Annotated in this window: 22 protein-coding genes; 12 read left to right on the forward strand and 10 right to left on the reverse strand. The window is 66.1% G+C overall.

The genetic code is table 11. The features are described from left to right. Nucleotides 1-179: 179 nt before the first annotated feature. Together clpA and O6X71_RS13600 are read right to left on the reverse strand one after the other, a co-directional pair. Entirely contained in the window at nt 180-2,498 is a 2,319-nt protein-coding gene (gene clpA / locus O6X71_RS13595; protein ID WP_056060577.1) for an ATP-dependent Clp protease ATP-binding subunit ClpA, read from the reverse strand. 305 nt (nt 2,499-2,803) lie between these two features. Then, nucleotides 2,804-2,998 (reverse strand): DUF1192 domain-containing protein, encoded by a 195-nt coding sequence (locus O6X71_RS13600; RefSeq protein ID WP_056047521.1) that lies wholly within the window; start codon nt 2,996-2,998, stop codon nt 2,804-2,806. Between the two features lie 124 nt (nt 2,999-3,122). On the opposite strand from O6X71_RS13600, the gene O6X71_RS13605 reads away from it, so the two are divergent. The 7 genes from O6X71_RS13605 (at nt 3,123) to O6X71_RS13635 (ending at nt 10,480) form a co-directional block, all read left to right on the forward strand. Beyond that, nucleotides 3,123-4,103 carry an NAD(P)H-quinone oxidoreductase gene (locus O6X71_RS13605; RefSeq protein ID WP_353466564.1) on the forward strand — a complete coding sequence of 327 codons (981 nt, stop codon included), beginning with the start codon at nt 3,123-3,125 and terminating at the stop codon, nt 4,101-4,103. Between the two features lie 321 nt (nt 4,104-4,424). Continuing rightward, entirely contained in the window at nt 4,425-5,309 is an 885-nt protein-coding gene (locus O6X71_RS13610; protein WP_353466332.1) for a UDP-2,3-diacylglucosamine diphosphatase, read from the forward strand. Between the two features lie 162 nt (nt 5,310-5,471). Continuing rightward, entirely contained in the window at nt 5,472-6,494 is a 1,023-nt protein-coding gene (locus O6X71_RS13615; protein WP_353466333.1) for a glycosyltransferase family 4 protein, read from the forward strand. Nucleotides 6,495-6,593: 99 nt separating this feature from the next. After that, the gene (locus O6X71_RS13620; RefSeq protein WP_055873545.1) at nt 6,594-7,271 is read left to right on the forward strand and encodes a DUF1013 domain-containing protein; all 678 of its coding nucleotides are present in this window, start codon (nt 6,594-6,596) and stop codon (nt 7,269-7,271) included. 452 nt (nt 7,272-7,723) lie between these two features. Then, nucleotides 7,724-8,788 (forward strand): MBL fold metallo-hydrolase, encoded by a 1,065-nt coding sequence (locus O6X71_RS13625; protein ID WP_353466334.1) that lies wholly within the window; start codon nt 7,724-7,726, stop codon nt 8,786-8,788. A gap of 34 nt (nt 8,789-8,822) precedes the next feature. Continuing rightward, nucleotides 8,823-9,692 (forward strand): dienelactone hydrolase family protein, encoded by an 870-nt coding sequence (locus tag O6X71_RS13630; protein ID WP_353466335.1) that lies wholly within the window; start codon nt 8,823-8,825, stop codon nt 9,690-9,692. 173 nt (nt 9,693-9,865) lie between these two features. Then, a complete protein-coding gene (locus tag O6X71_RS13635) occupies nt 9,866-10,480 on the forward strand; it encodes a glutathione S-transferase family protein (RefSeq protein ID WP_353466336.1) in 615 nt (204 codons plus the stop codon). A gap of 517 nt (nt 10,481-10,997) precedes the next feature. Here the strand turns inward: O6X71_RS13635 and O6X71_RS13640 are convergent. The 3 genes from O6X71_RS13640 to O6X71_RS13650 all read right to left on the reverse strand — a co-directional run bounded on the left by O6X71_RS13640 (nt 10,998) and on the right by O6X71_RS13650 (nt 14,050). Continuing rightward, nucleotides 10,998-11,522 (reverse strand): thioredoxin family protein, encoded by a 525-nt coding sequence (locus O6X71_RS13640; protein WP_353466337.1) that lies wholly within the window; start codon nt 11,520-11,522, stop codon nt 10,998-11,000. Further along, nucleotides 11,522-13,231, reverse strand: coding sequence for a DEAD/DEAH box helicase (locus tag O6X71_RS13645; protein WP_353466338.1), 1,710 nt, complete (start codon nt 13,229-13,231; stop codon nt 11,522-11,524). The genes O6X71_RS13640 and O6X71_RS13645 overlap by 1 nt, the downstream gene beginning before the upstream one ends. Nucleotides 13,232-13,579: 348 nt before the next feature. Continuing rightward, nucleotides 13,580-14,050 (reverse strand): hypothetical protein, encoded by a 471-nt coding sequence (locus O6X71_RS13650; RefSeq protein WP_353466339.1) that lies wholly within the window; start codon nt 14,048-14,050, stop codon nt 13,580-13,582. A 76-nt stretch (nt 14,051-14,126) separates the two neighbouring features. Between O6X71_RS13650 and O6X71_RS13655 the strand changes: the two genes are divergently transcribed. From O6X71_RS13655 to zwf, 4 genes are all read left to right on the forward strand, one after another. Next, a complete protein-coding gene (locus tag O6X71_RS13655) occupies nt 14,127-15,599 on the forward strand; it encodes an FAD-binding oxidoreductase (protein WP_435368488.1) in 1,473 nt (490 codons plus the stop codon). A 62-nt stretch (nt 15,600-15,661) separates the two neighbouring features. After that, nucleotides 15,662-16,447, forward strand: a complete 786-nt coding sequence (locus O6X71_RS13660) for a SapC family protein (RefSeq protein WP_353466340.1) — start codon at nt 15,662-15,664, stop codon at nt 16,445-16,447. 244 nt (nt 16,448-16,691) lie between these two features. Next, on the forward strand, nt 16,692-18,239 hold the full coding sequence (locus O6X71_RS13665; protein WP_353466341.1) for a cation:proton antiporter: 1,548 nt from the start codon (nt 16,692-16,694) through the stop codon (nt 18,237-18,239). 83 nt (nt 18,240-18,322) lie between these two features. Next, nucleotides 18,323-19,822 carry a glucose-6-phosphate dehydrogenase gene (gene zwf / locus O6X71_RS13670; protein WP_353466342.1) on the forward strand — a complete coding sequence of 500 codons (1,500 nt, stop codon included), beginning with the start codon at nt 18,323-18,325 and terminating at the stop codon, nt 19,820-19,822. A gap of 132 nt (nt 19,823-19,954) precedes the next feature. On the opposite strand, the gene O6X71_RS13675 is transcribed toward zwf, so the two are convergent. The 3 genes from O6X71_RS13675 to O6X71_RS13685 all read right to left on the reverse strand — a co-directional run bounded on the left by O6X71_RS13675 (nt 19,955) and on the right by O6X71_RS13685 (nt 22,995). Continuing rightward, nucleotides 19,955-20,242: a hypothetical protein gene (locus O6X71_RS13675; protein WP_056047554.1), complete on the reverse strand. Its 288-nt coding sequence runs from the start codon at nt 20,240-20,242 to the stop codon at nt 19,955-19,957. A gap of 52 nt (nt 20,243-20,294) precedes the next feature. Further along, complete coding sequence (locus tag O6X71_RS13680; RefSeq protein WP_056047557.1) at nt 20,295-20,525, reverse strand: hypothetical protein; 231 nt, start codon at nt 20,523-20,525, stop codon at nt 20,295-20,297. Between the two features lie 88 nt (nt 20,526-20,613). After that, a complete protein-coding gene (locus O6X71_RS13685) occupies nt 20,614-22,995 on the reverse strand; it encodes a hypothetical protein (protein WP_353466343.1) in 2,382 nt (793 codons plus the stop codon). Between the two features lie 347 nt (nt 22,996-23,342). On the opposite strand from O6X71_RS13685, the gene O6X71_RS13690 reads away from it, so the two are divergent. Then, nucleotides 23,343-24,728, forward strand: a complete 1,386-nt coding sequence (locus O6X71_RS13690) for a hypothetical protein (protein ID WP_353466344.1) — start codon at nt 23,343-23,345, stop codon at nt 24,726-24,728. Between the two features lie 483 nt (nt 24,729-25,211). Here O6X71_RS13690 and rplL read toward each other — a convergent pair whose 3' ends face one another. Together rplL and rplJ are read right to left on the reverse strand one after the other, a co-directional pair. Then, complete coding sequence (gene rplL / locus O6X71_RS13695) at nt 25,212-25,586, reverse strand: 50S ribosomal protein L7/L12 (RefSeq protein WP_056047577.1); 375 nt, start codon at nt 25,584-25,586, stop codon at nt 25,212-25,214. A 64-nt stretch (nt 25,587-25,650) separates the two neighbouring features. Further along, nucleotides 25,651-26,166 (reverse strand): 50S ribosomal protein L10, encoded by a 516-nt coding sequence (rplJ, locus tag O6X71_RS13700; protein ID WP_055879768.1) that lies wholly within the window; start codon nt 26,164-26,166, stop codon nt 25,651-25,653. Between the last annotated feature and the right edge of the window lie 342 nt (nt 26,167-26,508).

Genomic DNA, 26,508 nt, shown 5'->3' on the forward strand with positions numbered 1-26,508 from the left:
GCTCGTAATTCGAACCACGCTATCGGCTTTGGGAGGTCGCTTCATCCTCACCGCCGATCGTGTCTCAAGGACAGAACCGGGCGCGAGCCGAAAGAAAATTGGTAGAATTTGGAGTGCTGTTCATCCAGCCACCTCAAATCAAACCTGGTCCAGCTCTCGCTGAACCAGGTTGATAATCGTTAGCTGGCGTCGACCGTCTCGGTCTTGCCCTTCTTCTTCGGCTTCTTCGGTGCAGCCGGCTCGATCGCGAACGACAGCGCGCCGTCCTTCATCTTCACCGTCACCTCGCCGCCATGAACCAGCTTGCCGAACAACAGTTCCTCGGCGAGCGGCTGCTTGATCTTCTCCTGGATCAGGCGGCCCATCGGCCGGGCGCCGTACAGCTTGTCATAGCCCTTGGTCGTGAGCCACGCCTTCGACTCGTCGTCGAGGACGATGTGCACACCGCGGTCCGCCAACTGGAGTTCTAGCTGGAGGATGAACTTGTCCACCACGCGCGCCACGACTTCGGTCGGCAGGTACCCAAACGGCACCACCGCATCGAGACGGTTGCGGAATTCCGGCGTGAACATCTTCGTCACGGCCACCTCGTCCTCGCCTTCGCGCGACAAATTGCCGAAGCCGACCGTCTCGCGCGCCATGTCGCTGGCGCCCGCATTCGTCGTCATGATCAGGATGACGTTGCGGAAATCGACCGACTTGCCGTGCTGGTCGGTCAGCCGCCCGTTATCCATCACCTGCAACAGGATGTTGAACAGGTCCGGATGCGCCTTCTCGATCTCGTCGAGCAGAAGTACGCAATGCGGGTTCTGGTCGATCGCATCGGTCAGCAGGCCACCCTGGTCGAACCCGACATAGCCGGGAGGCGCACCGATCAGACGACTGACCGAATGCCGCTCCATATATTCGGACATGTCGAACCGCTGGAGCGGAATGCCGAGGATCGTCGACAGCTGCTTGGCGACTTCGGTCTTGCCGACGCCCGTAGGCCCGGTGAACAGATAGTTGCCGATCGGCTTCTCCGGCTCGCGCAGACCCGCCCGCGCCAGCTTGATCGCCGACGACAGCTTCTCGATCGCCGCATTCTGCCCGAACACCACGCGCTTCAGATCCGTCTCGAGCGTGGCGAGCGCCAGCTTGTCGTCGGTCGAGACCGACTTCGGCGGGATGCGTGCCATCGTCGCGATGACCTGCTCGATCTCCTTCGGCGTGATCGTCTTCTTGCGCTTGTTCGGCGGCACCAGCATCTGCATCGCGCCGACCTCGTCGATCACGTCGATCGCCTTATCCGGCAGCTTGCGGTCGTTGATGTACCGCGCCGACAGCTCGACCGCCGACTTGATCGCATCGGGGGTGTACTTGACGTTGTGGTGATCCTCGAACGCCGAGCGCAGGCCGGCGAGGATCTTGATGGTATCCTCGATCGTCGGCTCGTTCACGTCGATCTTCTGGAAGCGCCGCAGCAGAGCGCGGTCCTTCTCGAAGTGATTGCGGAACTCCTTGTACGTCGTCGAGCCGATGCACCGGATCGTACCGCCCGACAAAGCAGGCTTGAGCAGGTTCGACGCATCCATCGCCCCACCACTCGTCGCACCCGCACCGATCACGGTGTGGATCTCGTCGATGAACAGCACCGCATCGGGCAGCTTCTCGAGCTCGTTGACGACCGCCTTCAAGCGCTCCTCGAAGTCGCCACGATACCGCGTCCCCGCCAGCAACGCGCCCATGTCGAGCGAGTAGATGACGGCCGGCAACAACACGTCGGGAACGTCGCCCTCGACGATCTTCCGCGCCAGGCCCTCGGCGATCGCGGTCTTGCCGACGCCGGGATCACCAACATAGAGCGGGTTGTTCTTCGACCGGCGGCACAGGATCTGGATCGTGCGATCCACCTCCGGCCCGCGCCCGATCAGGGGATCGACCTTGCCGTTCTTGGCCTTCTCGTTGAGGTCGACCGTGAATTGCTTGAGCGCGCTTTCCGTCTTGCCCTTCTCCTGTCCCTTGGCCGGCTTCTCGTCGTCCGCACCCTTCGGCGTAGATGCTTCGGTTGCCTGCTGTCCGCCCTTGCCGACACCGTGGCTGATGAAGCTGACCGCATCGAGGCGGCTCATGTCCTGCTGCTGCAGGAAATAGACGGCATAGCTCTCGCGCTCGCTGAACAAGGCGACGAGCACGTTGGCGCCGGTCACTTCGTCGCGGCCCGAGGACTGGACGTGCAGGATCGCGCGCTGGACGACGCGCTGGAACCCGCTGGTGGGGGAGGGGTCGGTCGCCGCATCGACCTTCAGCGCGTCGAGTTCGCTGTCGAGGTAATGCGAAACGGTGTTCTTCAGATCGCCGATCTCGACGTTGCACGCGGTCATGACCTTCGACGCATGTTCGTCGTCGATCAGCGCGAGCAGCAGATGCTCCAGCGTCGCATATTCGTGACGCCGGGACGATGCCGCCTCGAGCGCCTTGTGCAGCGTGGTCTCGAGGGCGGGTGCAAATGATGGCATTTACAATACTCCTGTCGGGCCGCGAGAACGCGAGCCCTTTGCCACTATGTCGGAACTGATATCGGTCGCATCAAGCACTTGAACCCGGCCTTGTCCGTTCCTGCGTCGGTTAAAGATCGGACGACCCGCATTACCCACGCCGTCATCCTGGGCTCGACCCAGGATCCAGAGCCATAAAGGCGGACGCTCGTAACTCTGGGCCCCTCCGTCTGCTGGGATGACGAAGCGGTGAGGCCATCCCACATCGGTCGAAAGGACAGTGCCGGTCGATGCCGTGGCCGCAATCAAAGGCACCGCGGCGGCGGTCACCGCCTGAAAAGATCGTCGGCGATGGCGCGGTGGCTGACGGCGCGATCCTTCTTGACTTGGCATCTGGCGATCTCGCCTTGCAGCACGGTTATGCGTGCATCGAGCTCGGCGACCGACAACGGATCGAGGTCCTGTCGCACGAGCGCGTCGAGCAGATCGTCGGGACGGGAGGGGGTGTCTTCCGGGTCCATAATTTCTGTAACGTTGACCCGCACCGGAGCGATGTCAATAAGGCGCGAAGTTCAAAAGGGACGTGACGAGCAGATGACCGCGATACCCGAAAACGATTCGAATAACTTAGGTTTGCCTGACGTCATGAAGGCGATCGATCCGGAGCAGCCCGGCGGTCCCGACGTCCTGGTGCTCGTCGACCGTCCCGTGCCGCAACCGGGGCCGGGCGAGGTGCTCGTCAAGGTCGCCGCTGCCGGGGTCAACCGCCCCGAGGTCATGCAGCGCCAGGGGAAATATCCGCCCCCGCCGGGTGCGCCATCGATCCTTGGCATGGAAATTTCCGGCACGATCGTCGCGGTCGGCGACGGCGTCGGCGACGAACAGATCGGCCAGCGCGTCTGCGCGCTGATCTCGGGCGGTGCGTATGCGGAATACGCGGTCGCGCCGTTCGGCCAGTGCTTGCCCGTCCCCGAAGCGCTGACGATGGTCGAGGCGGCGGCGATGCCCGAGACGCTTTTCACCGTCTGGACCAACCTCTTCGAGCGGGCCTACGCGATGGAGGGCGACACCGTCCTCGTCCACGGCGGCACCAGCGGCATCGGCACGATGGCGATCGGCCTCTGCAACGTGTTCGGTATCGACATCATCGTGACGGCCGGCTCGAAGGCGAAGTGCGAAGCGGCCTTGAGCCTCGGCGCGACCCACGCGATCGACTACAAGTCCGAGGATTTCGTCGAGCGCGTGAAGCAGATCACTGGCGGCAAGGGCGTCGCCGCGGTGCTCGACATGGTCGGTGGCGACTACGTCCCGCGCAACCTGCAATGCCTTGCGGAGGATGGCCGCCACGTGTCGATCGCGGTCCAGGGCGGCATGATGGCGACGGTGCCCCTGTTCGAGATCATGCGCCGCCGCCTGACGCTGACCGGCTCCACGCTCCGCCCGCGCGATACGGCGTTCAAGTCGCTGGTGGCGGACGAACTCGCGCGCACGGTGTGGCCGCACGTCGAAGCTGGCAAGCTGAAGCCGGTAATCGACCGCGTGTTCGCCTTCGCCGACGCACCGGCGGCGCACACGCGGATGGAGGCGGGCGACCACGTCGGGAAGATCGTGCTCACGATGGGGTGAGGGGGGTAAAGGCCTCCCATCCAGACTGCACCACCCCGGCGAAGGCCGGGGCCCAGGTGGGAACGCTGAGTAAGGGAGCGGCGCGCGTCGTTATTGCCACCTCTCCAACTGGGCCCCGGCCTTCGCCGGGGTGGTTTCCTTGAAGCGCTAACCGACCAAAAGCTGTTTCCCGCGAAGGCGGGAGACCAGTCTGCATTCCCCGCCTTCGCGGGAAAACAATCGATCCTCGTCCATGACTTGGAACAGTCACCGGACTGCGACCACCCTGTAACAATACTCGGCTAATACTCGCGACAAGGATAGTTTTGCGGGGGCAGGCTCATGAACGCCATCACGACGTTTTCGCCATCTAGCTTCGTTGGCGCCGACATCACCGATATCGCCGACTTCATCCATTCCCGGCCCGCCGTACCGGAGCCGGTCGTCGAGCGCCGCCAGTATCGCACGATCTGGATCTCCGACGTCCATCTCGGTACGCGCGGCTGCAACGCCGGGATGCTCAACGACTTCCTCGACCACGTCGACAGCGAGACGATGTACCTCGTCGGCGACATGATCGACGGCTGGCGGCTCAAGAAGAAATTCTACTGGCCCGCCGCGCACAACGACGTGATCTGGCGCCTGCTCAAGCGCGCCAAGCGCGGCACCCGCGTCGTCTACATCCCCGGCAACCACGACGAGGTGTTCCGCCAATATTCCGGCCTCGACCTGGGCGGCATCTCGATACGCCGCAACGCGATCCACGAGACGGCGGACGGTCGTCGCCTGCTGGTCCTTCACGGCGACGAGTTCGACGCGATCACGCTCGCGCATCGCTGGATCGCGCACATCGGCGACGCCGCCTACACGATGCTGATGGGCCTCAACCGCTGGGTCAACGGCGCGCGCCGCCGCATGGGCATGCCCTATTGGTCGCTGTCGAAGCACGCGAAAGCCAAGGTCAAGAACGCGGTCGCCTTCATCTCGCACTTCGAGGAAGTCGTCGCGCACGCGGCCGGCGTCCGCGGCGTCGAAGGCGTCGTCTGCGGCCACATCCACACCGCCGAAATGCGCGAGATCGCCGGCATCGCCTATTACAACGACGGCGACTGGGTCGAAGGCTGCACCGCCTTGGTCGAGCATTTCGACGGCCGCATGGAGCTGCTCCACTGGGGCGACGAAATCGCCGCTCGCGAGAAGGACAAGGTCATATCCATGGTCGCCTAACTTAAACCCTCTCCCCTGCGGGGAGAGGGCAAGCCGCGTCAGCGGCGCGGGTGAGGGCAAGTCCACAACGCTAGTGGAAGCGTGCCCTCACCCTCCCACCCGGCTGCGCCGGCCGGGCCCCTCCCTCTCCCCATGGGAGAGGGGCAAAACGGAGAAGACACGATGCGTATCGCAATCGTCACGGACGCCTGGAGCCCACAAGTCAACGGCGTCGTCCGCACCCTCCAGTCGGTCCAGCGCGAGCTCGAGTCCATCGGCCACGAGGTCCTGGTAGTCTCCCCCGAACGCTTCGCCTCGATGCCATGCCCGACCTACCCGGAGATCCGCCTCGCCTTCGCCCGCTCGGGTGCAGTCGGCCGCATGCTCGCCGCGTTCGGCGCCGACGCGATCCACCTCGCCACCGAAGGACCGGTGTGCCTCGCCGCTCGCAACTGGTGTCTCGCCCGCGCGCTCCCGTTCACCAGCGCGTATCACACGCAGTTCCCCGACTATATCGCCGCTCGCACCGGCGCGAACCCCGACTGGATCTGGCGCTACATCCGCTGGTTCCACCGCCCCGCGCAATCGATCCTGGTCTCCACGCCGTCTGTCGCGGCAACGCTCGCAACCCAAGGCCTGCATCAGGTCCGAGAATGGGGCAGGGGCGTCGACTTCGCCCAATTCGGCCTCGACGGCGCCCGCGATCCCGAGATGGCGGCGCTGCCCGGCCCGATCCTCCTCTATGTCGGGCGCGTCGCGGTCGAGAAGAATATCGAGGCATTCCTGTCCTCCGCACATCCCGGCACTAAGGTCGTCGTCGGCGACGGCCCCGCCCGCGCGACTTTAGCCCGCCGCTTCCCCAACGCCGTGTTCCTAGGCCAGCGCTCCGGCCTCGACCTCGCCGCCGCCTATCGCACCGCCGACGTCCTCGTCTTCCCGAGCCGCACCGACACGTTCGGCCTCGTCATGATCGAGGCGCTGGCATGTGGAACGCCCGTCGCCGCCTACCCGGTCACCGGGCCGATCGACGTCCTCGACGACCGCGTCGGCGCGATGCACGAGGACCTCGACACCGCGATCGCCACCGCGCTGACCCGCGACAGCGTGACCTGCGCCGCCTATGCCGCGCGCTACAGCTGGCCCGCCAGCGCGCGCCAGTTCCTCCACGCGCTCGTCCCCCTCGAAGGAAAGCTCATGGCCGCCTGAGCTTGTTCGCTTGCCTGTTGCCCCCGCGCGCACTAAGTCTCTCTCATGTCAGGCCGCTCCGAAAGGGGCGGCCCTTTCTATTTTTACGGAGTTTCCGCCGTGGCCCAGCCGCTCATGCCCCACGCGACCGCCGCCTGGATGGTCGACAATACCGCGCTCAGCTTCGAGCAGATCGCGGACTTCTGCGGCCTGCACATCCTCGAGATCCAGGCGATCGCCGACGACACCACCTCGACCAAGCTCACCGGCCGCGATCCCGTGCGCGCCCATGAAGTGACGCAGGACGAGATCGACAAGGGCGCCGCCGATCCCGATTACCAGCTCAAGATGATCAAGGGCCCCGAGCAGGTCCGCCGCACCAAGGGGCCGCGCTACACGCCGGTCTCGAAGCGCCAGGACAAGCCCGACGGCATCTCGTGGATCATCCGCAACCACCCGGAGATCACCGACGGCGCGATCTCGCTGCTGATCGGCACCACGCGCACGACGATCGCCGCGATCCGCGACCGCAGCCACTGGAACATCGCCAACATCACCCCGAAGGACCCGGTCACGCTCGGCCTGACCTCGCAGCGCGAACTCGACGCGGCGGTGGCGAAGGCGGCGAAGGCAGCCGGCATGGAAGCCCCGACCGACACCCGCCTCGAAGGTGACCGCGAAGTCCTGCTCCAGCAGCTCCGCGCCGAGCGCACCCAGGCGGCGGCGGACGCCCAGTTCGTGGCGGACGGCGGCGTCCTCCCCGTCAAGCCGCTGTTCGACGACCCCTTCAAGCGCTGACCGCACTTCCCCTCCTGCAAGCGGGAGGGGGCAGGGGGTGGGCTCGCGCTAACCTCGTGCTATATGGCTGGCGAGTGAAGCTAGCCGGGCAGGCCGAGGCCATATCCCGCGATAGCTGATGCGTCATTGTTCTCCCGCGAAGGCGGGAGTCTAGTCTGGGTCCCCGCCTTCGCGGGGAAACAAGCTTCCCTTGTTTCAAGCGGACAGGATCCGAAGCAGTCCGGGGTGACGGTGCGCGCGTAAATTCGCCCAAACCCAATCTGATCGTCCCCCGCCAGGGGGAGGTGGCTGGCTCTTGCCAGATGAAAGGGGGAGGGAAGCGCCAACCTCTGCACCGTGTCCTCCCCCTCCGACACCTTCGGTGCCACCTCCCCCTTGCGGGGGAGAATCGAGAGAAGGTCCGCTACCGTACAGCACTATCTCCGGCCACATCCAGTTGCTAACTGCAACGGATGGCAACCGCACCCGACACCGATTTCGCGCCAACCACCCACAAGGGCCTGACCTACCCCTTCGGTGGCGTAGAGCCCGCCTCGGGCGAAACGATGCAGGTCGCCCCCGGCATAGACTGGGTCCGCCTCCACATCCCCGGCCCCTTGCGTCACGTAAATTGCTGGCTCATGGCCGACACCGACGGCGAAGCCTTGGTCGACACCGGCATGAACACCGCGGCCGCGCGCGACGCCTGGAAAGCCATCTTCAATGGTCCCAAGGCGGACGTTCGCATCACGCGAATAATCGGCACCCACTTCCACCCAGACCATATCGGCCTCGCAGGCTGGATGTGCGACCACCACGCCGCCCCCCTGATCATGACCCGAGCCGAGTGGCTGACCGCGCGCATGCTCGCCGCCGACGCCCGCGACTCCGTCCCGCACGAAATGCTCGCCTTCTGGCGCGGAGCAGGCTGGGACGCCGCGCAGATCGACCATGCCACCGCCAAGGGCTGGGCCGGCTTCCGCAAGATCATCACGCCGCTTCCGCTCAGCTACACCCGCATCGAAGACGGCGACACGCTCACCATCGGCGCGCGCGACTGGCGCGTCGTCACCGGCTCCGGCCACTCCCCCGAACACGCGTGCCTGTACGACGAAGTCGGCGGCATCCTCATCGCCGGCGACCAGGTCCTCCCGCGCATCAGCCCCAACGTCTCGCTAGGCGTCACCGAACCGAACGCCGACCCGCTGGGCGAATGGTTCGCCTCGATCGCCAAGCTGAAGACGCTGCCCGCCGACCTGCTCGTCCTCCCAGGCCACGGCGACCCGTTCACCGGCCTCCACACCCGCCTCGACGCGATGGACCGCGAACACCGCGAGCGGCTCGACGAACTGGCCATCTTCCTCGCCGAACCCCGCCGCGCGGTCGACTGTTTCGGCCGCCTGTTCCGCCGCGCGATCGGGCCCGACGTGCTCGGCATGGCGACCGGCGAAGCGCTCGCGCACCTCCGCCGCCTCGAAGTCGAAGGCCGAGTGACCCGCGACACGCAAGATGGCGTATGGTGGTGGCGCGCGGCCTGAGTTAGCATGCGGCCGAATTCAAGAGGATAGCCCCATGTGCGACGAGCATACCGCAGACGATAACGAAGCGTATCTGGCCGGCGTCTCGCGCCGCCAGTTCGGCGTGATGACCGGCGCGATGGGCCTGACGATGCTCTTGCCCGCCCCTGCGAACGCCGCCGTCATCAAGGGCCGCGACGTTTCGATCGTCACGCCCGACGGCAAGGCCGACGCCTATTTCGTCGCCCCCGCCGCCGGCAAACATCCCGGCGTGCTGGTCTGGCCCGACGTCATGGGCCTGCGCCCCGCCTTCCGCCAGATGGCCGATCGCCTCGCGCAATCGGGGTATGCGGTGCTCGTCGTCAACCAGTTCTACCGCTCGACCAAGGCGCCGTTCCTGAAGCCCGGCGAATCCTACGACCAACCTGAAGTCAAAAGCCGCATCGCCCCATTCCGCGAAGCGCTCACGTCCGAAGGCACGGTTCGCGACGCGAAAGCCTTCACCGCCTTCATCGATGCGCAACCGCAGGTCGACCGCAAGCGCGGCATGGCCACCACCGGCTATTGCATGGGCGGCCCGATGGTCATGCGCACCGCCGCAGCGGTCGCGAACCGCATCCGTGCCGGCGCAACGTTCCACGGCGGCGGCTTCGTCACCGACAAGCCCGATAGCCCGCACCTCCTGATCCCGCAGATGAAGGCGCAATACCTCATCGCGATCGCCGCCAACGACGACGCCCGCGCCCCCACCGAGAAGGACACGCTGCGCACGGCGTTCGCCGCCGCGAAACTCCCCGCCGAGATCGAGGTCTACGAAGGCACGATGCACGGCTGGTGCCCGCCCGACTCGAAGGTCTACAATCCGGTCCAGGCGGACAAGGCCTGGGCGCGCATGCTCGCGCTGTTCGACAAGGTGTTGGTGTAGCGGAGGCTAGAAACCGAGCCCGGTATTCCGCTTCCTTGTTCTCCCGCGAAGGCGGGAGCCCAGACTGGGCTCCCGCCTTCGCGGGAGAACAACCTTGCTTCGCCAACAGCCCGCTTGACCGTGTCCCCGCTCCATGAGACCATCGTTCACGATCCGTTCTCAAGGAGAGTCGCGTGGCCCTGACCCTGTACACCAACCCGATGTCGCGCGGTCGCATCGCGCGCTGGATGCTCGAAGAGGTCGGCGCCGAGTACGAGACGGTCGTGCTCGGCTACGACACGACGATGAAGGCCGAGGCGTATCGCGCGATCAACCCGATGGCCAAGGTCCCCGCGCTGGTCCACAACGGCAAGACCATCACAGAATGCGCCGCGATCTGTGCCTATCTAGCCGAGGCGTTCCCCAAATCGGGCCTGGCGCCAAACGCAGATGAACGCGCCGACTATTACCGCTGGCTGTTCTACACAGCCGGCCCCGTCGAAGCGGCCGTTGGTAACCGCGCACTCGGTGTGGTGCCGGATGCCGCGCAACAGCGGATGATCGGCTATGGCAGCCTCGACCGCGTCATCGACGTGCTCGAACAGGCAGTTACCGCGCACTCGTACATCGCCGGCGACCGCGTCACTGCCGCCGACGTTTATGTCGGATCGCAAGTGATCTGGGGCATGCAGTTCGGGTGGCTGCCAAAGCGCCCGACCTTCACCGACTATGCCGCCCGTTTGATCGAGCGTCCGGCGTACAAGCGAGCTGGGGATCTGGACGACGCCCTGATCGCTGCCGCAGCCTAGGGTCGACCGGTGGTTTGCGGCGAGTCGGGCCTGACCTCGCGGTCCTGACGAAACACTGAATCCAGAGGCACGGAGGCCAGCTGTCGGTATTCTGCGTCCTGACTTTCGTCAGGACGACGACCGGGATTGGGCTGGCACGGCGCCGGTAGAAATGAGCTTCCTGGCAGAACCGGTTGCGTTCGCAGCCCAATGGCTTGCACCGGATCGACGTCACGCGGGTAGGGGACGATGAATGCTTCCGGCTAGAAATGGGCCCGAGTTACGAACACGACCAGTAGCAATGGCCCGCACAAACCTTGCCCTCCCGCTTCCCATGGCCAAGTAGCCGCGGGTCCCTTCCCTCTCCCGTCGGAAGAGGGAGAGACGCGAAGGCTGCGATAGGTGAGGGCACGACGCCGATTGAACTTGTCAGGCATCGGACGCTTAAATCGCGGGCTAGGCGCCTGACTAACGATGCCCAATTAAAGCTGAACCGGTATCTACTACTCAGCCCCCAGCCGACCCTAACAAACCCAGGTCAGGCTGCCCACTTCGCCAGCCAGTCGGCCAAGGCCTGCGGCCCCATCGACCGCGCATCCGCCAGCTCGGTCTCATGCCCAGCGTTCAACAGCTTGTTGCTCCGCGGATCGACCACCAGCACCGCTGGCACGCCCTTGAGTCGCCCCTTGATGCCGTAACCCGCCGCGATCTGACCGTTCTTGTCGAAGCGGCCGATATCGACCGTCACGACGACGAACTTGCTGTCCACGAAGCGCTTCATCTCGGGCAGGTCGATCGTCCCCGCCAGCAGGCGGCAATCGAGGCACCAGTTGCCGCCGAGATCGATCAGCAACCGCTTGTGCGTCTTCAGCGCGCGCGCCCGAGCCGCCGCGACCTGCGCATTGGCATTGGCCGCTTCGTCATACGGCAGCGGCAAAGGCTGGGGCAGCTTGTCGAAGCTCGTCGTGTTGACGTGCGGCGCCGCGACTTTCGCGCGGGGCGCGGCGGGGGCGGCCACGGCGGTTGCGAGCAAGGCAAGCGCGGCGAGACGGCGTATCGACATCATTCATATCCTCCGATCACGGCATTCAGGAAGCTCGGGAATGGTCCGTTCCAGCCATCCACCGGCGTTTCGGCGATCGGTTGGCGGCGACCACCGGTTGGATCCGCAGGGATGCGCTCCGTCCGTGGCGGTTCGACCTTCGCGGCTTCCGAACGAACAGCTTGCGTGCGAACTGGTTCCGACCTTACCGGCTCCGATAGCGCAGGTTCCGACCGCGCAGGCTCCGACCGAACGGGCGCCGCGCGAACCGGTTCGACATACGCCGGTTCGACCTGCACCGGCTCGACCCGTGCCGGCCCCGCAACGCGCGGCTTCACCGCAGGCACGGGCTCGTCGATAGGCGTACGCTCCCAGCGCGGACGCTTGGCCGCCGCAACCGGCTCCGCCGCAGCGAGCACTTCGGCGACGATCGCAGGGGCCACCGTATCCGCCCGTGGCACCCGCCGGGTACGTGGCCGATCCGACTCTTCGGCAGCCGCCGCCGCAACCGGTACCGGCGTAAACGTCTCGGACCGCGTGCCGCGACGCGGCCGTGCACGCCGCGCCGTACCATCGTCTTCGGTCGCAGCAGTAACTGCCGCCGTCTTCGGCTCGGCAACCTTCAGCCGCTCGATCGTCTGCCCGGTAAGCTTCTCGATATTGACGATATTCTCGGCATCGTCGGGCGCAACGAACGTGTACGCCGTCCCAGTCGCCCCGGCGCGACCCGTGCGGCCGATCCGGTGGACATAGTCGTCCGGGTGCCAAGGCGCGTCATAGTTGAACACCGTCGACACGCCCTTGATGTCGAGCCCGCGCGCCGCGACGTCCGACGCCACGAGTATCGTCACCGCGCCGGTCTTGAACAGCTCGAGCTCGGCCAGCCGCTGCGGCTGTTCCATGTCGCCGTGGATCTCGCCCGACTTGTAGCCCGCCTGCTTCAGCACCTTGTTGAGGTCGCGCACCGTCGTCTTGCGGTTGCAGAAGATGATCGCGTTGGTCACCTCTTCCTGCGCGAGAATGCGGCGCAGCGTATCGCGCTTGGCGGTCTGGCTCGGCACCGGCACCAGATACTGCTTGATGTTGAGGTTGGTCGACGCCGGGCGCGACACCTCGATCGTCTTGGGATTGGTCAGGAACTTGTCCGCCAGCTTCTTGATCGGCGGCGGCATCGTCGCCGAGAACAACAGCGTCTGGCGCTGTTTCGGCAGCTTCGTGCAGATTTCCTCGATGTCGGGGATGAAGCCCATGTCGAGCATCCGGTCCGCCTCGTCGATCACGAGTAGCGAGCAGCCGTTGAGCATGATCTTGCCGCGCCCGAACAGGTCCATCAGCCGGCCCGGCGTCGCGATCAGGACGTCGACGCCCTTTTCGAGCGCGGCCAGCTGGTCGCCCATCGACACGCCACCGATCAGCAGCGCCATCGAGAGGTTCGAGTTGACGCCGTATTTCTCGAAATTCTCGGCCACCTGCGCGGCGAGTTCTCGCGTCGGTTCGAGGATCAGCGAGCGCGGCATCCGCGCGCGGCTGCGGCCATGCGCGAGAATATCGATCATCGGCAGCACGAACGACGCGGTCTTGCCGGTGCCCGTCTGGGCGATGCCGATGATGTCGCGCATCATCAGCACGGATGGGATCGCGCCCGCCTGGATCGGGGTCGGCTCGGTATAGCCGGAGTCGGTGACTGCCTTCAGCAGTTCGTCGGAGAGGCCGAGATCGGCAAAACTCATGCAAATGTCCGGTAAATGGAGGGTGAAATGCACTGCCCTCAAGCGTTCCGGCGCTCGCCGATTTGGCGACAAATGTCAAGGAAACGCGGTGAAGTGAGGGTGGGGAGGGGGTTGCGAGCAGATTCTTAGTCACGCCGAGCGCGTTCCGCCGCTCACGGTTTCCCGGACATGAAAGATTTGAGCTGCAAAACGGCTACCACACCTAATGTTCTCCCGCGAAGGCGGGAGCCCAGTCTGGGTCCCCGCCTTCGCGGGGAAACATGCTTTGATCGGTTTCGGCGGCCAATCGGTAGTGTGTATCGGGCGGTGCAGATGGAGCTCGCGGAGTCTCGACTTGGCCTACCCGGCTTACTTCTTCTTCGCCCGCAAGCTCTTGAACCCCTCGATCTCGCAGCGTGCACCCGATCGCATCCGGATCGCATCGCGGTCCTTGCAGATCATTCCGTCCGGGCCCGGCCTCAAGTAAAACCCCGAATAATAATCGAGCGGCTTGCAGTCGCCGTCGAGCCGCGCGCGCAGCCGCGTCGTGTCGTCCATCACCAGGTCGACTGCGCCATCCTTGTTGAGCATGGCGCCGGCGATCTCGTCGACCGCGATACATTTCGGCCCCTTGTGCTCCTTCCACTCGGTCGGCGGCGCGTAGGTGCGGACGGGGGCCCGGCTCATCCGGGGCACGCGGATGATGATGCGTTCGTGGATCGAGACCTGCGCGATCTGCAGGCCATCAAGCTTGAATGGGGGCGAAGGAACATCGCGCATCGCCATGGCAAAAGGACCCGCGAGCGCGAGCAGGGTGGCGGGTATCGCGGGGTGAATCATGGTGTCTGGATCATGCTGACGTAATCGTTAGCGCCCATCGTTGAACGCGCGATGAATTTTGTCTAGCGCCTCGTACATGGCCGAAATTCAGTCAGCAATCCTGACGCCTTCGCAGGCGGCAATGCTCGAATCACTCTGCTCGCGGCTCGACGCGAAGGCGATCGTCACCGACCCCGTCGACATCGACCCGTGGCTGCACGATTGGCGTGGCCGCTTCCACGGCGTCGCGCCCGCAATGCTCGCGCCGACATCCGCCACCGAGGTCGCGCTGATCGTCAAGGCGGCCGCCGAGCACCGCGTGCCGCTGGTCGCGCAAGGCGGCAACACCTCGATGGTCGGCGGCGCGACCGCCCCCGCGGACGGCAGTGCGCTGATCCTGTCGTTGCGCCGGATGAACCACATCCGCAGCCTCGACACCGACGCCGGGCTAGCAATCGCAGAGGCCGGCGTGATCCTCGCCGACCTCGACGGCGCCGCGCAAGGGGAGGGGTGGCGCTTCCCGCTCACACTCGGCGCGCGCGGCACTGCGACGATCGGCGGGCTTGTCTCGACAAATGCCGGCGGCACGCAGGTGCTCAAGTTCGGCACGATGCGCGGCCTCGTCGCGGGCGTCGAAGCAGTGCTCGCCGACGGCACGATCTACGACGGCCTGTCTGCGCTCAAGAAGGACAACCGCGGCTACGATCTCGACCAGCTTTTCATCGGCGCGGAAGGCACGCTGGCGATCGTCACTGCCGCCACATTGCGTCTCGCCCCCGCAATCGCAGCGCGCGGCACCGCCTGGGTCGGCGTCGGCTCGCCCCAGGCGGCACTCAAACTCCTGCGCACGATGCAGGCGAAGACGGACGCGATCGAGAGCTTCGAGATCCTCCCTGCCGAGTCGCTCGACGCCGCCATCGCGCATCTCCCCAACGCCCGCGCGCCGCTCGCCGGCCACCACCCCTGGCACCTCCTGATCGAGGCGACCTCGGCCACCGCCGAAGGCGAATCCCCAACCGCGCTTCTCGAACGCATGCTCGGCAAAGCCCTCGAAGACGGCGCGATCGAAGACGCGACGATCGCCACCAGCGAAGCCCAGTCCACTGCGTTCTGGCTGCTCCGCGACTCGCTCTCAGCCGCTGAACGCGCGCTCGGCCCCGCGACGCAGCACGACATCTCGATCCCCGTCGAGACGATGCCGCGCTTCATGATCGAGGCGGCGGCGGCGTGCGACGCGCGCTTCCCCGGCACGCACGCGAGCGGCTTCGGCCATCTCGGCGACGGCAACGTCCATTTCCACGTCCGCGCCGCCCCCGGCACCGACCCTTCGCATTGGTATGGCGAGAACGCGCCGGTGGTCACCCGCTTCGTCGGCGACCTCGTCGTTGCGGCCGGCGGCTCGATCTCGGCGGAGCACGGCATCGGCCAGATGAAGCGCGACGAACTCGAACGCCTCTCGTCGCCCGCACGGATGACAGCACTCCGCGCGATCAAGTCCGCGCTCGATCCGCTCGGCATCCTCAACCCCGGCAAGCTCGTCACACTTGCACGCCCGCCCGGCGCACCATAGAGCCTCGCCCCAATCGGTGGCATGAGCCACCGGCATTTCGACCGACCGATCCGGAGAGTAACATGGCCAGCACCGCCCAGCTTCCGCTTTTCTATAATGGCCTCGAGCCGCTTTCGAGCGACACGCACGCGAACTACAAGGTCCGTCCGCAGGACAGCGCGCCGTTCCTGGTCGGCCAGCACGCGATCCCGATCACCGTCGACGAGTTTCCGCTGGTCCAGCGCCACATGCCGATCGTCTTCTCGGTCGGTGACGACGCCATCCCTCTTGCGCTGATGGGCCTGAACGAGGGCGTCAACGTGTTCGTCGGCGAAGACGGCAAGCTGACCGAGAACACGTTCTACGTGCCCGCATACGTCCGCCGCTACCCGTACATGCTCGCGCGCCTGCACCCGGAAGCACAGGAGCTGTCGCTCTGCTTCGACCCCACCTCGCAGGCAATCGGTGATTTCGAGGACGGCGATGCACTGTTCGAGAACGGCCAGCCGACCGAACTGACCAAGAACATCCTCGGGTTCAACGAGTCGTTCGAACAGGCCGGCGCGCGTACGCAGAACTTCATGAACGAGCTGCGCGAGCTCGACCTCCTGATGGACGGCGAAGTCACGATCCAGCCCGACGGCGCGGACCAGCCGTTCGTCTATCGCGGCTTCCAGATGATCAACGAGGAAAAGCTGATCGACCTGCGCGGCGATGCACTGCGCAAGATGAGCAAGTCGGGCATGCTCCCGCTGCTCTACGCACACCTGTTCTCGCTGTCGCTGATGCGCGACATCTTCGCGCGTCAGGCACAGCTCGGCATGACCCCGCAGCAGCAGATGCCAGCCCCTGCGCAGTTCAACGTCTGATAGCGAAACCGGGAGGGCGCGAAAATTATTTGGGGTGCGGTGCAGCAGGGGTTGAACCAAAACGGCGCTCACCCATTTAGATCCTGTACGGCATCGTGTCCCCCCCTTTCGCGGCGCCGTACGGAACGCTTCTAGCGTCCCTCCTCCCTGAACCTAGGCCACTCCGTGCGACACGCACGGGGTGGTTTTTTTTGGCCTGCGCAATGCGGCGGGCCCGTCCTCTCCTCCCACCCGTTGCGTGCCCGTGGAATTATTCGAAAGTCTCGACGTCATCCTGCTCGCCGCGCTGGTCCTGCTGGTCCTCGCGCGCAAGTTGAACGTGCCGTACCCCACCTTGCTGGCGGTGGCCGGGATCGCCTTTGCGGCGTTGCCGTTCGCGCCGAAGATCACGGTCGAGCCGCACCTGGCGCTGGCCTTGTTCATCGCACCTGCGTTGCTCCACGCCGCGTATCACACCAGCCCGCGCGCGTTGCGGCGACACTGGTTCCCACTGCTGAGTCTCGCCGTGTTCGCCGTACTCGTCACCGCCGCAGCGGTCGCAATGGTCGGCGTGACGCTAGGTGGGCTGCCGCTCGCCGCCGCGTTCGCCTTGGGAGCGATTGTCGCACCGCCCGATGCCGCCGCTTCCGAAGCGGTGCTGGGCGAGGTCGGCATTCCCCGCCGCGGCCTGTTGCTGCTGCAGGGCGAGAGCCTGCTCAATGACGCCACGGCGCTGCTGCTGTTCGGACTCGCGGTGGCGTTCGCGACGCATTCCGACACGCCGGTGACGCCAGTCGCGCTTGCCGCCGCGGTGCCGGGCGGGATCGTCCTCGGCGTCATCGCCTCGTGGCTGTATCTCCGCGTGACGCCGCTGTTCGCGCGGACGCTCGGCGCGAGCCTCGCCGATTTCGCGGTGACGTTCGGGATATGGCTGCTCGCCGAGCGGCTGCACATCTCGCCAGTGCTCGCGGTCGTCACGTTCGGGATGATCGTGTCGCAGCGCCGCCCGATCGGCCAGCCTGCGCGTGATCGGTTGCAGGGGGCGGCAGTGTGGTCGGCGGCGGTGCTCGTCCTCAACATCATCGCGTTCGCATTGATGGGGCTGCAATCGCGCGACGTGCTGGTCGGCCTGCCCGCCGCAGAGCGCTGGCCGGCGATCGGGTTCGCCGCCGCGGTGCTGGCGACCGTGCTCGTCACCCGCATCGCCTGGGTATTCTTCGTACGCTTCGTCGAGGGGGGGATCGCCAACCGCTACGCGCCCTCCTGGCTGCCCAAGCCGCCGCCGTGGAACGCATCGATCATCCTGTCCTGGTCGGGTATGCGTGGCCTCCTGACGCTGGCGACCGCGTTCGCGCTGCCACGATCGGTGCCGGGCCGCGACCTGATCGTGCTCGCCGCGTTCGGCGTCGTGATCGGCACGCTGGTGCTGCAAGGGCTCACACTGGGCCCATTGATCCGCCGTCTCGATCTCGGCGCAGACACGGGGCTTGCCGACGAGATCGCCCCCGCGCGCAAGCGACTGATCGATGCTGGGCTTGCGGTACTGCCAGCACGCGAAGGCGCGGCGGCCGATGCGTTGCGCTTCCGCTATGGCGCAGCGGGCAAGGTTACCGCCGAGGCGGACGATCCCCAGGCGACCTCGGAATTCGACGAACTCCACTTGGAGATGATCGCCTGCCAGCGCGTCGTGCTCCACGAAATGCGCGATAAGGGCGAGGTGGCCGAGGACGTCTATCGCCGCCTCCAGGAGGAACTCGACTGGGCGGAGGTCGACGCGCGTGCGTTCGGGGACAACATCCTCACGGCGACCTGAGGGCGTGCGGGGAACATCGGCACACGCTATGCGGTTTGAAGGAACCACCGCAGAAAGGGTCGATGCATGTCCGAGGCGAATTCGTGAGCAAGTCCGTGAAGCCCGCACCGCCGACGACGCTCGTGATCTTTGGCGCATTCGGTGACCTGACCCGCCGCTTGCTGATGCCGGCGCTGATCAACATGACCCGGCTCGGGCTGGTCGGGAATGATTTCCATGTGCTCGGCGTCGGCATCGACGAAGGAAACGACCAGTCGTTGCGCGAGGCGCTTGGCATTTTCGATGCGAAGGGCGGCGAGGGGGCCGGCGAGAAGGGCGATGCCTGGGCACGGCTCAAGGATCGCGTTGGCTATCTCCAGGGCGATTTCACCAAGGACGCCGTCTTCGAACAACTCAAGGCCCGCGTGAACGGCAACGTCGCCTTCTACTTCGCGGTGCCCGCGAAGTTCTTCGGCACGATCGTCGACAAGCTCGCCGACCACGGCCTGATGGCAGAGACGCCGCATGGCTTCCGCCGGATCGCGATCGAAAAGCCGTTCGGCCACGACCTCGCCTCCGCCCGCGATCTCAACGCACGTATTCTAGCCCGTGTGTCCGAGGCGCAAATCTACCGGATCGACCATTTCCTCGGCAAGGAAACCGTCCAGAACATCATGACCGCGCGGTTCGCGAACATGATGATCGAGCGCGTCTGGAATTCGGACTGCATCGCGCACGTCCAGATCACCGCCGCCGAGACGGTCGACGTCGGCACCCGCGGCAAGTTCTACGACGGCACCGGCGCGCTGCGCGACATGGTCCCCAACCACCTGTTCCAGCTGCTCGCAATGGTCGCGATGGAGCCGCCCGCGAGCTTCGATGCCGAGGCGATCCGCAACGAAAAGGGCAAGGTGCTCAAAGCCGTCCGCGTCTATTCGCCCGGCAAGGCAAAGCGCAACGGCGTCCGCGGTCAGTATACCGCGGGAAAAGTGAAGGGGGTGGATGTCCCCGCCTACACCGCCTCGCCCGACGTCGCGCCGGACAGCCGGACCGAGACCTATGTCGCGCTGAAGCTGATGGTCGACACGTGGCGCTGGGCGGGCGTGCCGTTCTACCTGCGCACTGGCAAGGCGATGACGTGTCGCGATACCGAGATCGCGATCACCTTCAAGCCGGTCCCGTTCGCGTCGTTCCCCGGCGCCGCCGCCGACATGCTGCCGCCCAACCGGTTGATCATCCAGATCCAGCCCGACGAAGGGCTGAGCATGGACATCAACATCAAGCGCCCCGGCCTCGAAGTAGCGACCGCGCCGATCGCGCTCGATTTTCGCTATGCCGACGAATTCGATATCGGTCATCTGACCGGATACGAGTCGCTGATCTACGACCTGTTCGTCGGTGACCAGACGCTGTTCCAACGGGCGGACGCGATCGAGGCGGGCTGGGCCGCGGTACAGCCGTTCCTCGACCTTTGGGCGCATGATGCCGGGATGCCGGAACCCTACGAGGCTGGTACGCTCGGTCCGGCCGCGGCGGATGCGCTGCTCGCACACGACGACCACAGCTGGCACGAACTCGCGCCAGCAGGGCAGACCGTCCCCTGAGTCCACCCCGGCGAAGGCCGGGGCCCAATTGGGGAACGTCGCTAACGAGGGACGGCGCTCCGTTATGCCGACCTTGCCAATTGGGCCCCGGCCTTCGCCGGGGTAGCATGTCTATTCACATGCGATTCGTGCTCAAACCCGCTCGGTCAGCTCGATCTCGCCCTCGACCTCCATCTCGTCCTCGTCACCCATCTCGTCCATATCGGGCATCGTGAAGTCAGCCTTCCAGTCATAGACCTTCTCGACCCCGCCCTGCACCCAGACGCGCACCGCGCCCGACGTGATCTCGCCGCCCATCGCGCCGACGAAGTCCGCGACGAGTGAATCCGCCGCATCCTCGTGATCGGTCGCGCCCGGAATCGTCGCGGCGGTCATTTCCTCATCGAGTTCGATGATCTGCGCCCAATATTGCTTCGCCATGTGTCGCTCCTGCGTAGATGAAAGGCCGTCAGCCGGGGTCTATGAGACGCCGTCAGCCGGCGGTGATAATCGGATGATCCTCGCGCAGCCGGTCCGCCAGCCGCTCGACCGCGTCGACCTCGCTCGCGCTGCCCGACGGCGTCACCGCCCAGTTGCAATGCGCGTGCGTCGCGAGGCTGTAGACCTTCACGTCGCCGACGATCAGCCGCCACCGCCGCCGATCGCCGCTATTGTACCGGACGAGGTTGGTGACGAACAGGCTTTGGAGATCCGATGCGGTCATCCGCGCCCCATAGCGACAATCGCCCGCCCGCCGCCACCGCAAACGGGCCAGCGATGGTCACGACTGGTCTAGTAACAAACGGCGAACGCTACGAACCGACCGCGATCGACGCCGTCATGCCCGGATCGTCTCGCAGCCGCAGGAACAGCGTCCCGCCGACTGGCTTCGGCACCGCGAGCGAAGCCCCGGTGAACCCGTCCGGCACGCGAACCGCGTCGGCAAACCCAGCATTCGCCGCGATCGACTCGATCAGGAACAGGTCGGTCCCGGTCAGCGTACAGGTCTCCTTGCACGCCACCCCCGCCAATGTCGGCGTCCGCACCAGCGTCGTGAGCGGCACCCAATCCCCCGCAACGCCGCCTTGCACCAGTCGCCATTTGAGCGGCCCATGCGCGGAAACCCCGAGTGCCTTGCCCGGCTCCACCGACACTACAGCGATCCGGTCGTCCTGCACCGTCAGCCCGCGCCCCGACGTGACACTGGTCGTCATCGCGCCATCCGCCGTCGCGATCTCGACACTGTCGCCCGCAGAAAATCGTGTTCCCTCCGCACGCAGCGAGAAGGTCAGGCGGGCATCCTGCGCGATCGCAGTCTCCCCCGCCAGCACCAGTGGCAGGCCAGGCGAGGGTGGCACGACCACGCTCTTGGCAATCAGCGTCGCCTTGGGCCGCGCCGCCGCGACGACGAACTTCACCGACCGCTTCCGTCCATCGGTCAGCGTCACGAGCGCAGTCTTCGCCTGGCCCGCCGCGAACGTCAGCACCGTACCCGCCGCCAGCGCCAGTCGATCCGCCTTGTCCGCCCGCACGACGTCGCCCGGCTTGAACGCGACCCCGTCGATCGTCATCGACGCCACCAGATCGAGCCGCGTCCCACTCAACGTCCCAGACGCATCGCCGGCATACAGCGTCAGGCCGTCGATCCGCCCTGCCTCTGCGAGCGCGGTCAACGCGATCTTGTCCGGCGACTTGACCCCGTATTGCTTCACGAGCAGCGACAATTTCCCCGGCGCGGTCTTCGCGAGCGGCAGCGTCAGACCGATCCGGTCGCCATTCGTCGTCCACGCCAGCGGCACCTCGCCTGAGGTTCCAACCAGCGTTACCGCCTCGACGCAACTTGGCGTCGGCCCTGCGAGCGCCACCGAATTGTCGCGCCCAACAACCAAATTTTCAGGATCGGTATCGACCATCTGCCACCCGCCAGCGCGCGGCACCTGCAACCGAAACCGCGGCCCGTCGAACGGCGTGAAGCCCCAGCGGCCGTGCAACGTCGCATCGGTCACGCTGCTCAATCCCGCGGTCTGCATGCCGACCTGGTCGAGCACATAGCCGCCGCGTTCCGCATCCGCCTGCACCGGCAGCTCGACCACGCCCCCCTGCGGAGTCGTCACCCGCAAGCTCATGTCGTGCGCGAACTTGGTCGCATAGATCAGCGGCGCACCCTCGACCGGCAGCACCAGATCGGGCTTGGCCGCACAGACCAGCCGGTCCGCCTCCGCACGCCGCATCGTCGGGGTCTGCGGCGCACCCGTCTCGATCACCGGCATCGCCACGACCATCACCGACTTCGGGCTGGCGAACGACGGCGCCGCGTTCAGCAGCAGTGCCAGCCGATCGTCGTGCGCCCGCGCCAGTGCCGGAATATACCGGAACTGCGTCGTCTGGAATGCGCCGAAGATCTTCGCCAGATCGCGCACCACGCCGATATACGGGCTGTAATAGCCAAGCCCGCCCTCCGGCGTCGCGCTCAGTTGCAGCGCCAGATCGGTCGGCGCCCCCACCAGAGTATCCGCCAGCGTCGAACTCTGCCCATCTGCCAGCACAAGCGAATCGCGGCTCTGCGTCAGGCAGGAGGCTTGCAGGTCCGCCGCGAGATCGAGGCACTCCGCCTTCAACTTGATCGCCAGGCTGCGCGACAGCAGCGGCGAGACCACCTCGATCCGCTCCGGCCGCGTCCGCTCCAGCGCATGGATCCCGTCGAGAAACGCATCGAGCCGCGCCCGATCGAGCGACGCCTGATCCAGATCCTGCACCGCTCGCACGAACGCCCCCGGCTGCTTGCGCACCGCCGACACGACGGCATCGAACCCGCCGCTTTCGGGCACCAGGAACACCACCAGTTGCCCCGCGCCCTCCGGTACCGTCAACGCCAGCGCGTTCTTCTTTGCCTTCCACGTCTCGGCCTTGAAGAACCACGACTTCGGCGGCGGTTCGGTCGCCCCGCGCAGGAACGCCGCGACCAGCAGATAGCGCGCGCCGTCGTCCTTCTTGCCGACGGCCAGGTCCGCCGCGATCGACACGCGGTCGCCGGTCGCGAGCCTCGGCACCTGCGCGATCGGCAACGTCGTCGTCCCATGCGTCACCCCGACGCGCAGGCTGGGCCCGGTCAGGTCGAACGGTGCCGGATCGGCGCGCGCAGCCAACGGCACCAGCGCAGCAGCCAGCGCGCAGAACGGAAGAAATCGAAGCATCATCAAGGGCGATCTCGTCGTCGGAAGCATCACAGATGGCCTGAACCGGTGTCGACAATAGGGCAAGGCCGCCCGAGGCTCCCTCGGTTCCCCCCGCCAGTGGGAGGTGGCTGCCCCTTGCTAGACGAAGAGGAGAGGCGGAACACTCGTGGCTTGTATTCCCCCTCCGTCATCTCGACGCCAGCTCGGCGGCGAAGGATTACGGTCGACGGGCGCCTGGTCGCTTACACTCAGCCGCGCCTCACCGCTGTCAGGGCGCAACTCGTCGCATCACGGGTTGCCGTCGGGTCACGTTCAGCCTCCCCCGCCCACAACGCCGCGACGACCGCGCGCAGGGGATTTCGACGATGACGACCGACCGCGGGGCGCTGGCCGCCCTGCTCGCCACCATGACCGTCCTGGCCGCCGCCGCAACCCCGGCGGCTGCGCAAACCGAGCCTGCCGCACCCGTGCGCGGCCTGGAGCGCCTCCAGACCCCCGGCACGCAGGCGAACCCCGATGCCACCGCGATTCCGGTGCCCGCTGCGCCGACGATCGTCCTGCCGACCACCACGCCCGCCCCCCGTCGTACTCCCCGCTCGACCGTTGCGGCAAAGCCCGCCACGGATCGCGCGACTACGCAACGTGCAGGCGTTGATCGCACGACGACCGAAGCGCCCACGCGCGAACGAGCAACCACCCGGACGACGCCGGAACAAACGACCCGACAGCGCGCTTCGGACGACGAGCCAATGCGTCCGCCGACATCGGCCGAACCGGCGCCCGTCGCCACGCCCACGCCCGACCCCGCTCTCCAATCGTCGCCATCGCAGACCCCGGCCACCGAAGTGGCGCCGCAGCCCACCGCGTCTGTGCAGGCAACGACGCCAGCCCCAACCCCGGAAGCCACGCTCTCGACCCCGGAAAAGGGCAGCGCGATGCCACTGTGGCTTTCGCTGACGGCGATTGTCGTGGTTCTTGGCGCGCTGTGGGCGCTCCGCCGCAAGCCGCGCAGCCACCGGTACGAGAGCGTCGAACCCGAAGCCTATGTCGAGCCGACTCCGCCGCCTGTTGCGGCGAAGCCGGTCGCCCAGCCCGTCGCCCCTAAGCCGGTCGTCTCCGAACCGGTCCAAACCCCGGCGGCCGTCACCCCTGCCACAGCATTTGCGGTCGCACCCGTGGCTGCCGTGCCAATGGCCGCGCCCAAGTTCCTTGAGCCAAGGGGCAAGGTGCCGTCTACGCCGCCAGTCGCCGCGCGTGCCCGACTGACCTGCGAACTGCGTCCGTTGCGCGCCGGTCTCAATCTGCTGAGCGCCACCGTCGAGTGCGAACTCGTCGTGACCAATACGGGTACCGCATCGGCCGAAGCGATCCGCACTGGCGTCGCGTTGCTCACCGCGCACGCCGATCAGGATCAGGACCTTGCGCAGTTCAACGCGGCGCCCGTCGTGCGGCCCGTCGCCCCGCCGTTCGCGCTGGCGCCGGGCGAAACGCGGATGATCCGTACCGTGACGGCGATCGCGCGAGAGGCGATCCGGACGATGACCGCTGCCAACCGGCCGATGTTCGTGCCGGTCGTCGCGACCAACATCCTGTACGTGACGGCTGGCAACGAAGCGCAGGCAGCGCGCGCGTGGGTGGTCGGCATCGAGCGCGTGGACTCAGCGAAGCTGGCGCCGTTCTGGCTCGATGCGCCTGCACGGATGTACGCGACGGTTGCCGCGCGGCCGCATGCGGTGACGTTCGATAGGTAGGTGAGGGGCGCCGCGTTTTGCGCGGCGTGCCGACCTTCGATACTTGGTTATGCCGCACTTGCTCCGGGCGGTAGTGTCGAGCGTACGTAAGCCTTGTTTCCCCGCGAAGGCGGAGACCCAGACTGGGCTCCCGCCTTCGCGGGAGAACACAGCAGCGATTGCGGCGGGGGCCGTACAACGCACTTATGCCGTAATGGGATAACCGTCCTCGGTCCTGGATTCACCCTAACGGGCAGTCGCTGGCGGCTGGATCGCAAGATGAGAATGCCGGAACAAGCTCGATAGGACGCGAACACTACGGGGAGGAGCCACGAGCGATATCACCAGACACGAAAAAGGGCGACCCCATTGCTGGGGCCGCCCTTTTTCTTAGCTGCGGCCAGCAGGGGCAAAGCCCCTGCTTCGTCGGTCGGCATGAATGCCGCCGGCCGGCCTTGCTGGAGTGCGATTTAGGCTACGCTAAATCGTCTCTCCAGCTGCGGCTTACTTAACCTCAACCGTAGCGCCAGCTGCTTCGAGCTGAGCCTTGATCTTGGCTGCCTCGTCCTTCGACACGCCTTCCTTGACGGCCTTGGGAGCCGACTCGACCAGCGTCTTGGCTTCGGTCAGGCCGAGCGCGGTGATCGCACGGACTTCCTTGATGACGTTGATCTTCTTGCCACCGTCGCCGGTCAGGATGACGTCGAATTCGGTCTGCTCTTCTGCTGCAGGAGCAGCGGCGCCGCCGCCTGCTGCCGGTGCTGCGACCGCTGCTGCGGCCGAAACGCCCCACTTCTCTTCGAGCAGCTTCGAAAGCTCAGCTGCTTCGAGAACGGTCAGTTCGCTCAGGCTCTCAACGAGCGCGTTCAGGTCTGCCATGATAAATCTCCATCTCGGGGCTCGTGCCCCATCAGTTCAAAAAGGTAACGAAAGGCCTGCAAGATCAGGCGGCTTCCTTCTCCGCGTAGGCGGAAAGCACGCGCGCGAGCTGCGCTGCCGGAGCCTGCGTGATCGTTGCCAGCTTCGTGGCGGGTGCCACGATGAGGCCAACGATCTTGGCACGCAGTTCGTCCAGCGAGGGCAGCGTTGCGAGCGCCTTCACACCGTCGACGTCGAGGGTCGTCGCGCCCATCGCCCCACCCACGATTTCGAACTTGTCGTTCGTCTTCGCGAATTCCACGACCACCTTGGCGGCCGCGACGGGATCGATGGAGCTGGCCAGACCGACCGGACCCGTGAGCATGTCGCCCAGCGAGCTGTAGTCGGTGCCGTCCATTGCGATCTTGGCAAGCTTGTTCTTCGAGACCTTGTAGGTCGCGCCGGCGTCGCGCATCTTGTTCCGCAGCACAGTGGACTGTGCGACGGTCAGGCCGAGGTTGCGCGTGACAACGACGACGCCGACCTCGGAAAAGGTGCGGTTCAGCTCGGCTACGGCCGCGGTCTTTTGATCACGATCCATGCCATTCTCCACGTTTTACGAGTTCACCGCTTGCGCAGTGGACCCGGTTACTAACCGGAGGCGCAGACAAACCCGCGCTTCCGGGTGTCTCGTCGATGGGGCATGGGAGAGGGCAGGCGCACGAGGCGCTCCGCAAAATCTCATTCCCCGTCTAGGTGGGAGATTAAGCACCGGCAAACCCGCTGCACCCACTGTCTCGGACGGAGTTCGACGCGCAAGCCCGCCGAACGAAGCCGCGCCTTAGCGGAATTGGCGGTGGAGTCAACGTCGGATGGACTCGTGATCCGACGCGGACGGCGGGGGGTTGCCGAAAAGCCGCCGCAACCATAGCATTCGGTGGAG

It is taken from the genome of Sphingomonas faeni, from assembly GCF_040407505.1.
GTDB lineage: Bacteria > Pseudomonadota > Alphaproteobacteria > Sphingomonadales > Sphingomonadaceae > Sphingomonas > Sphingomonas faeni_E.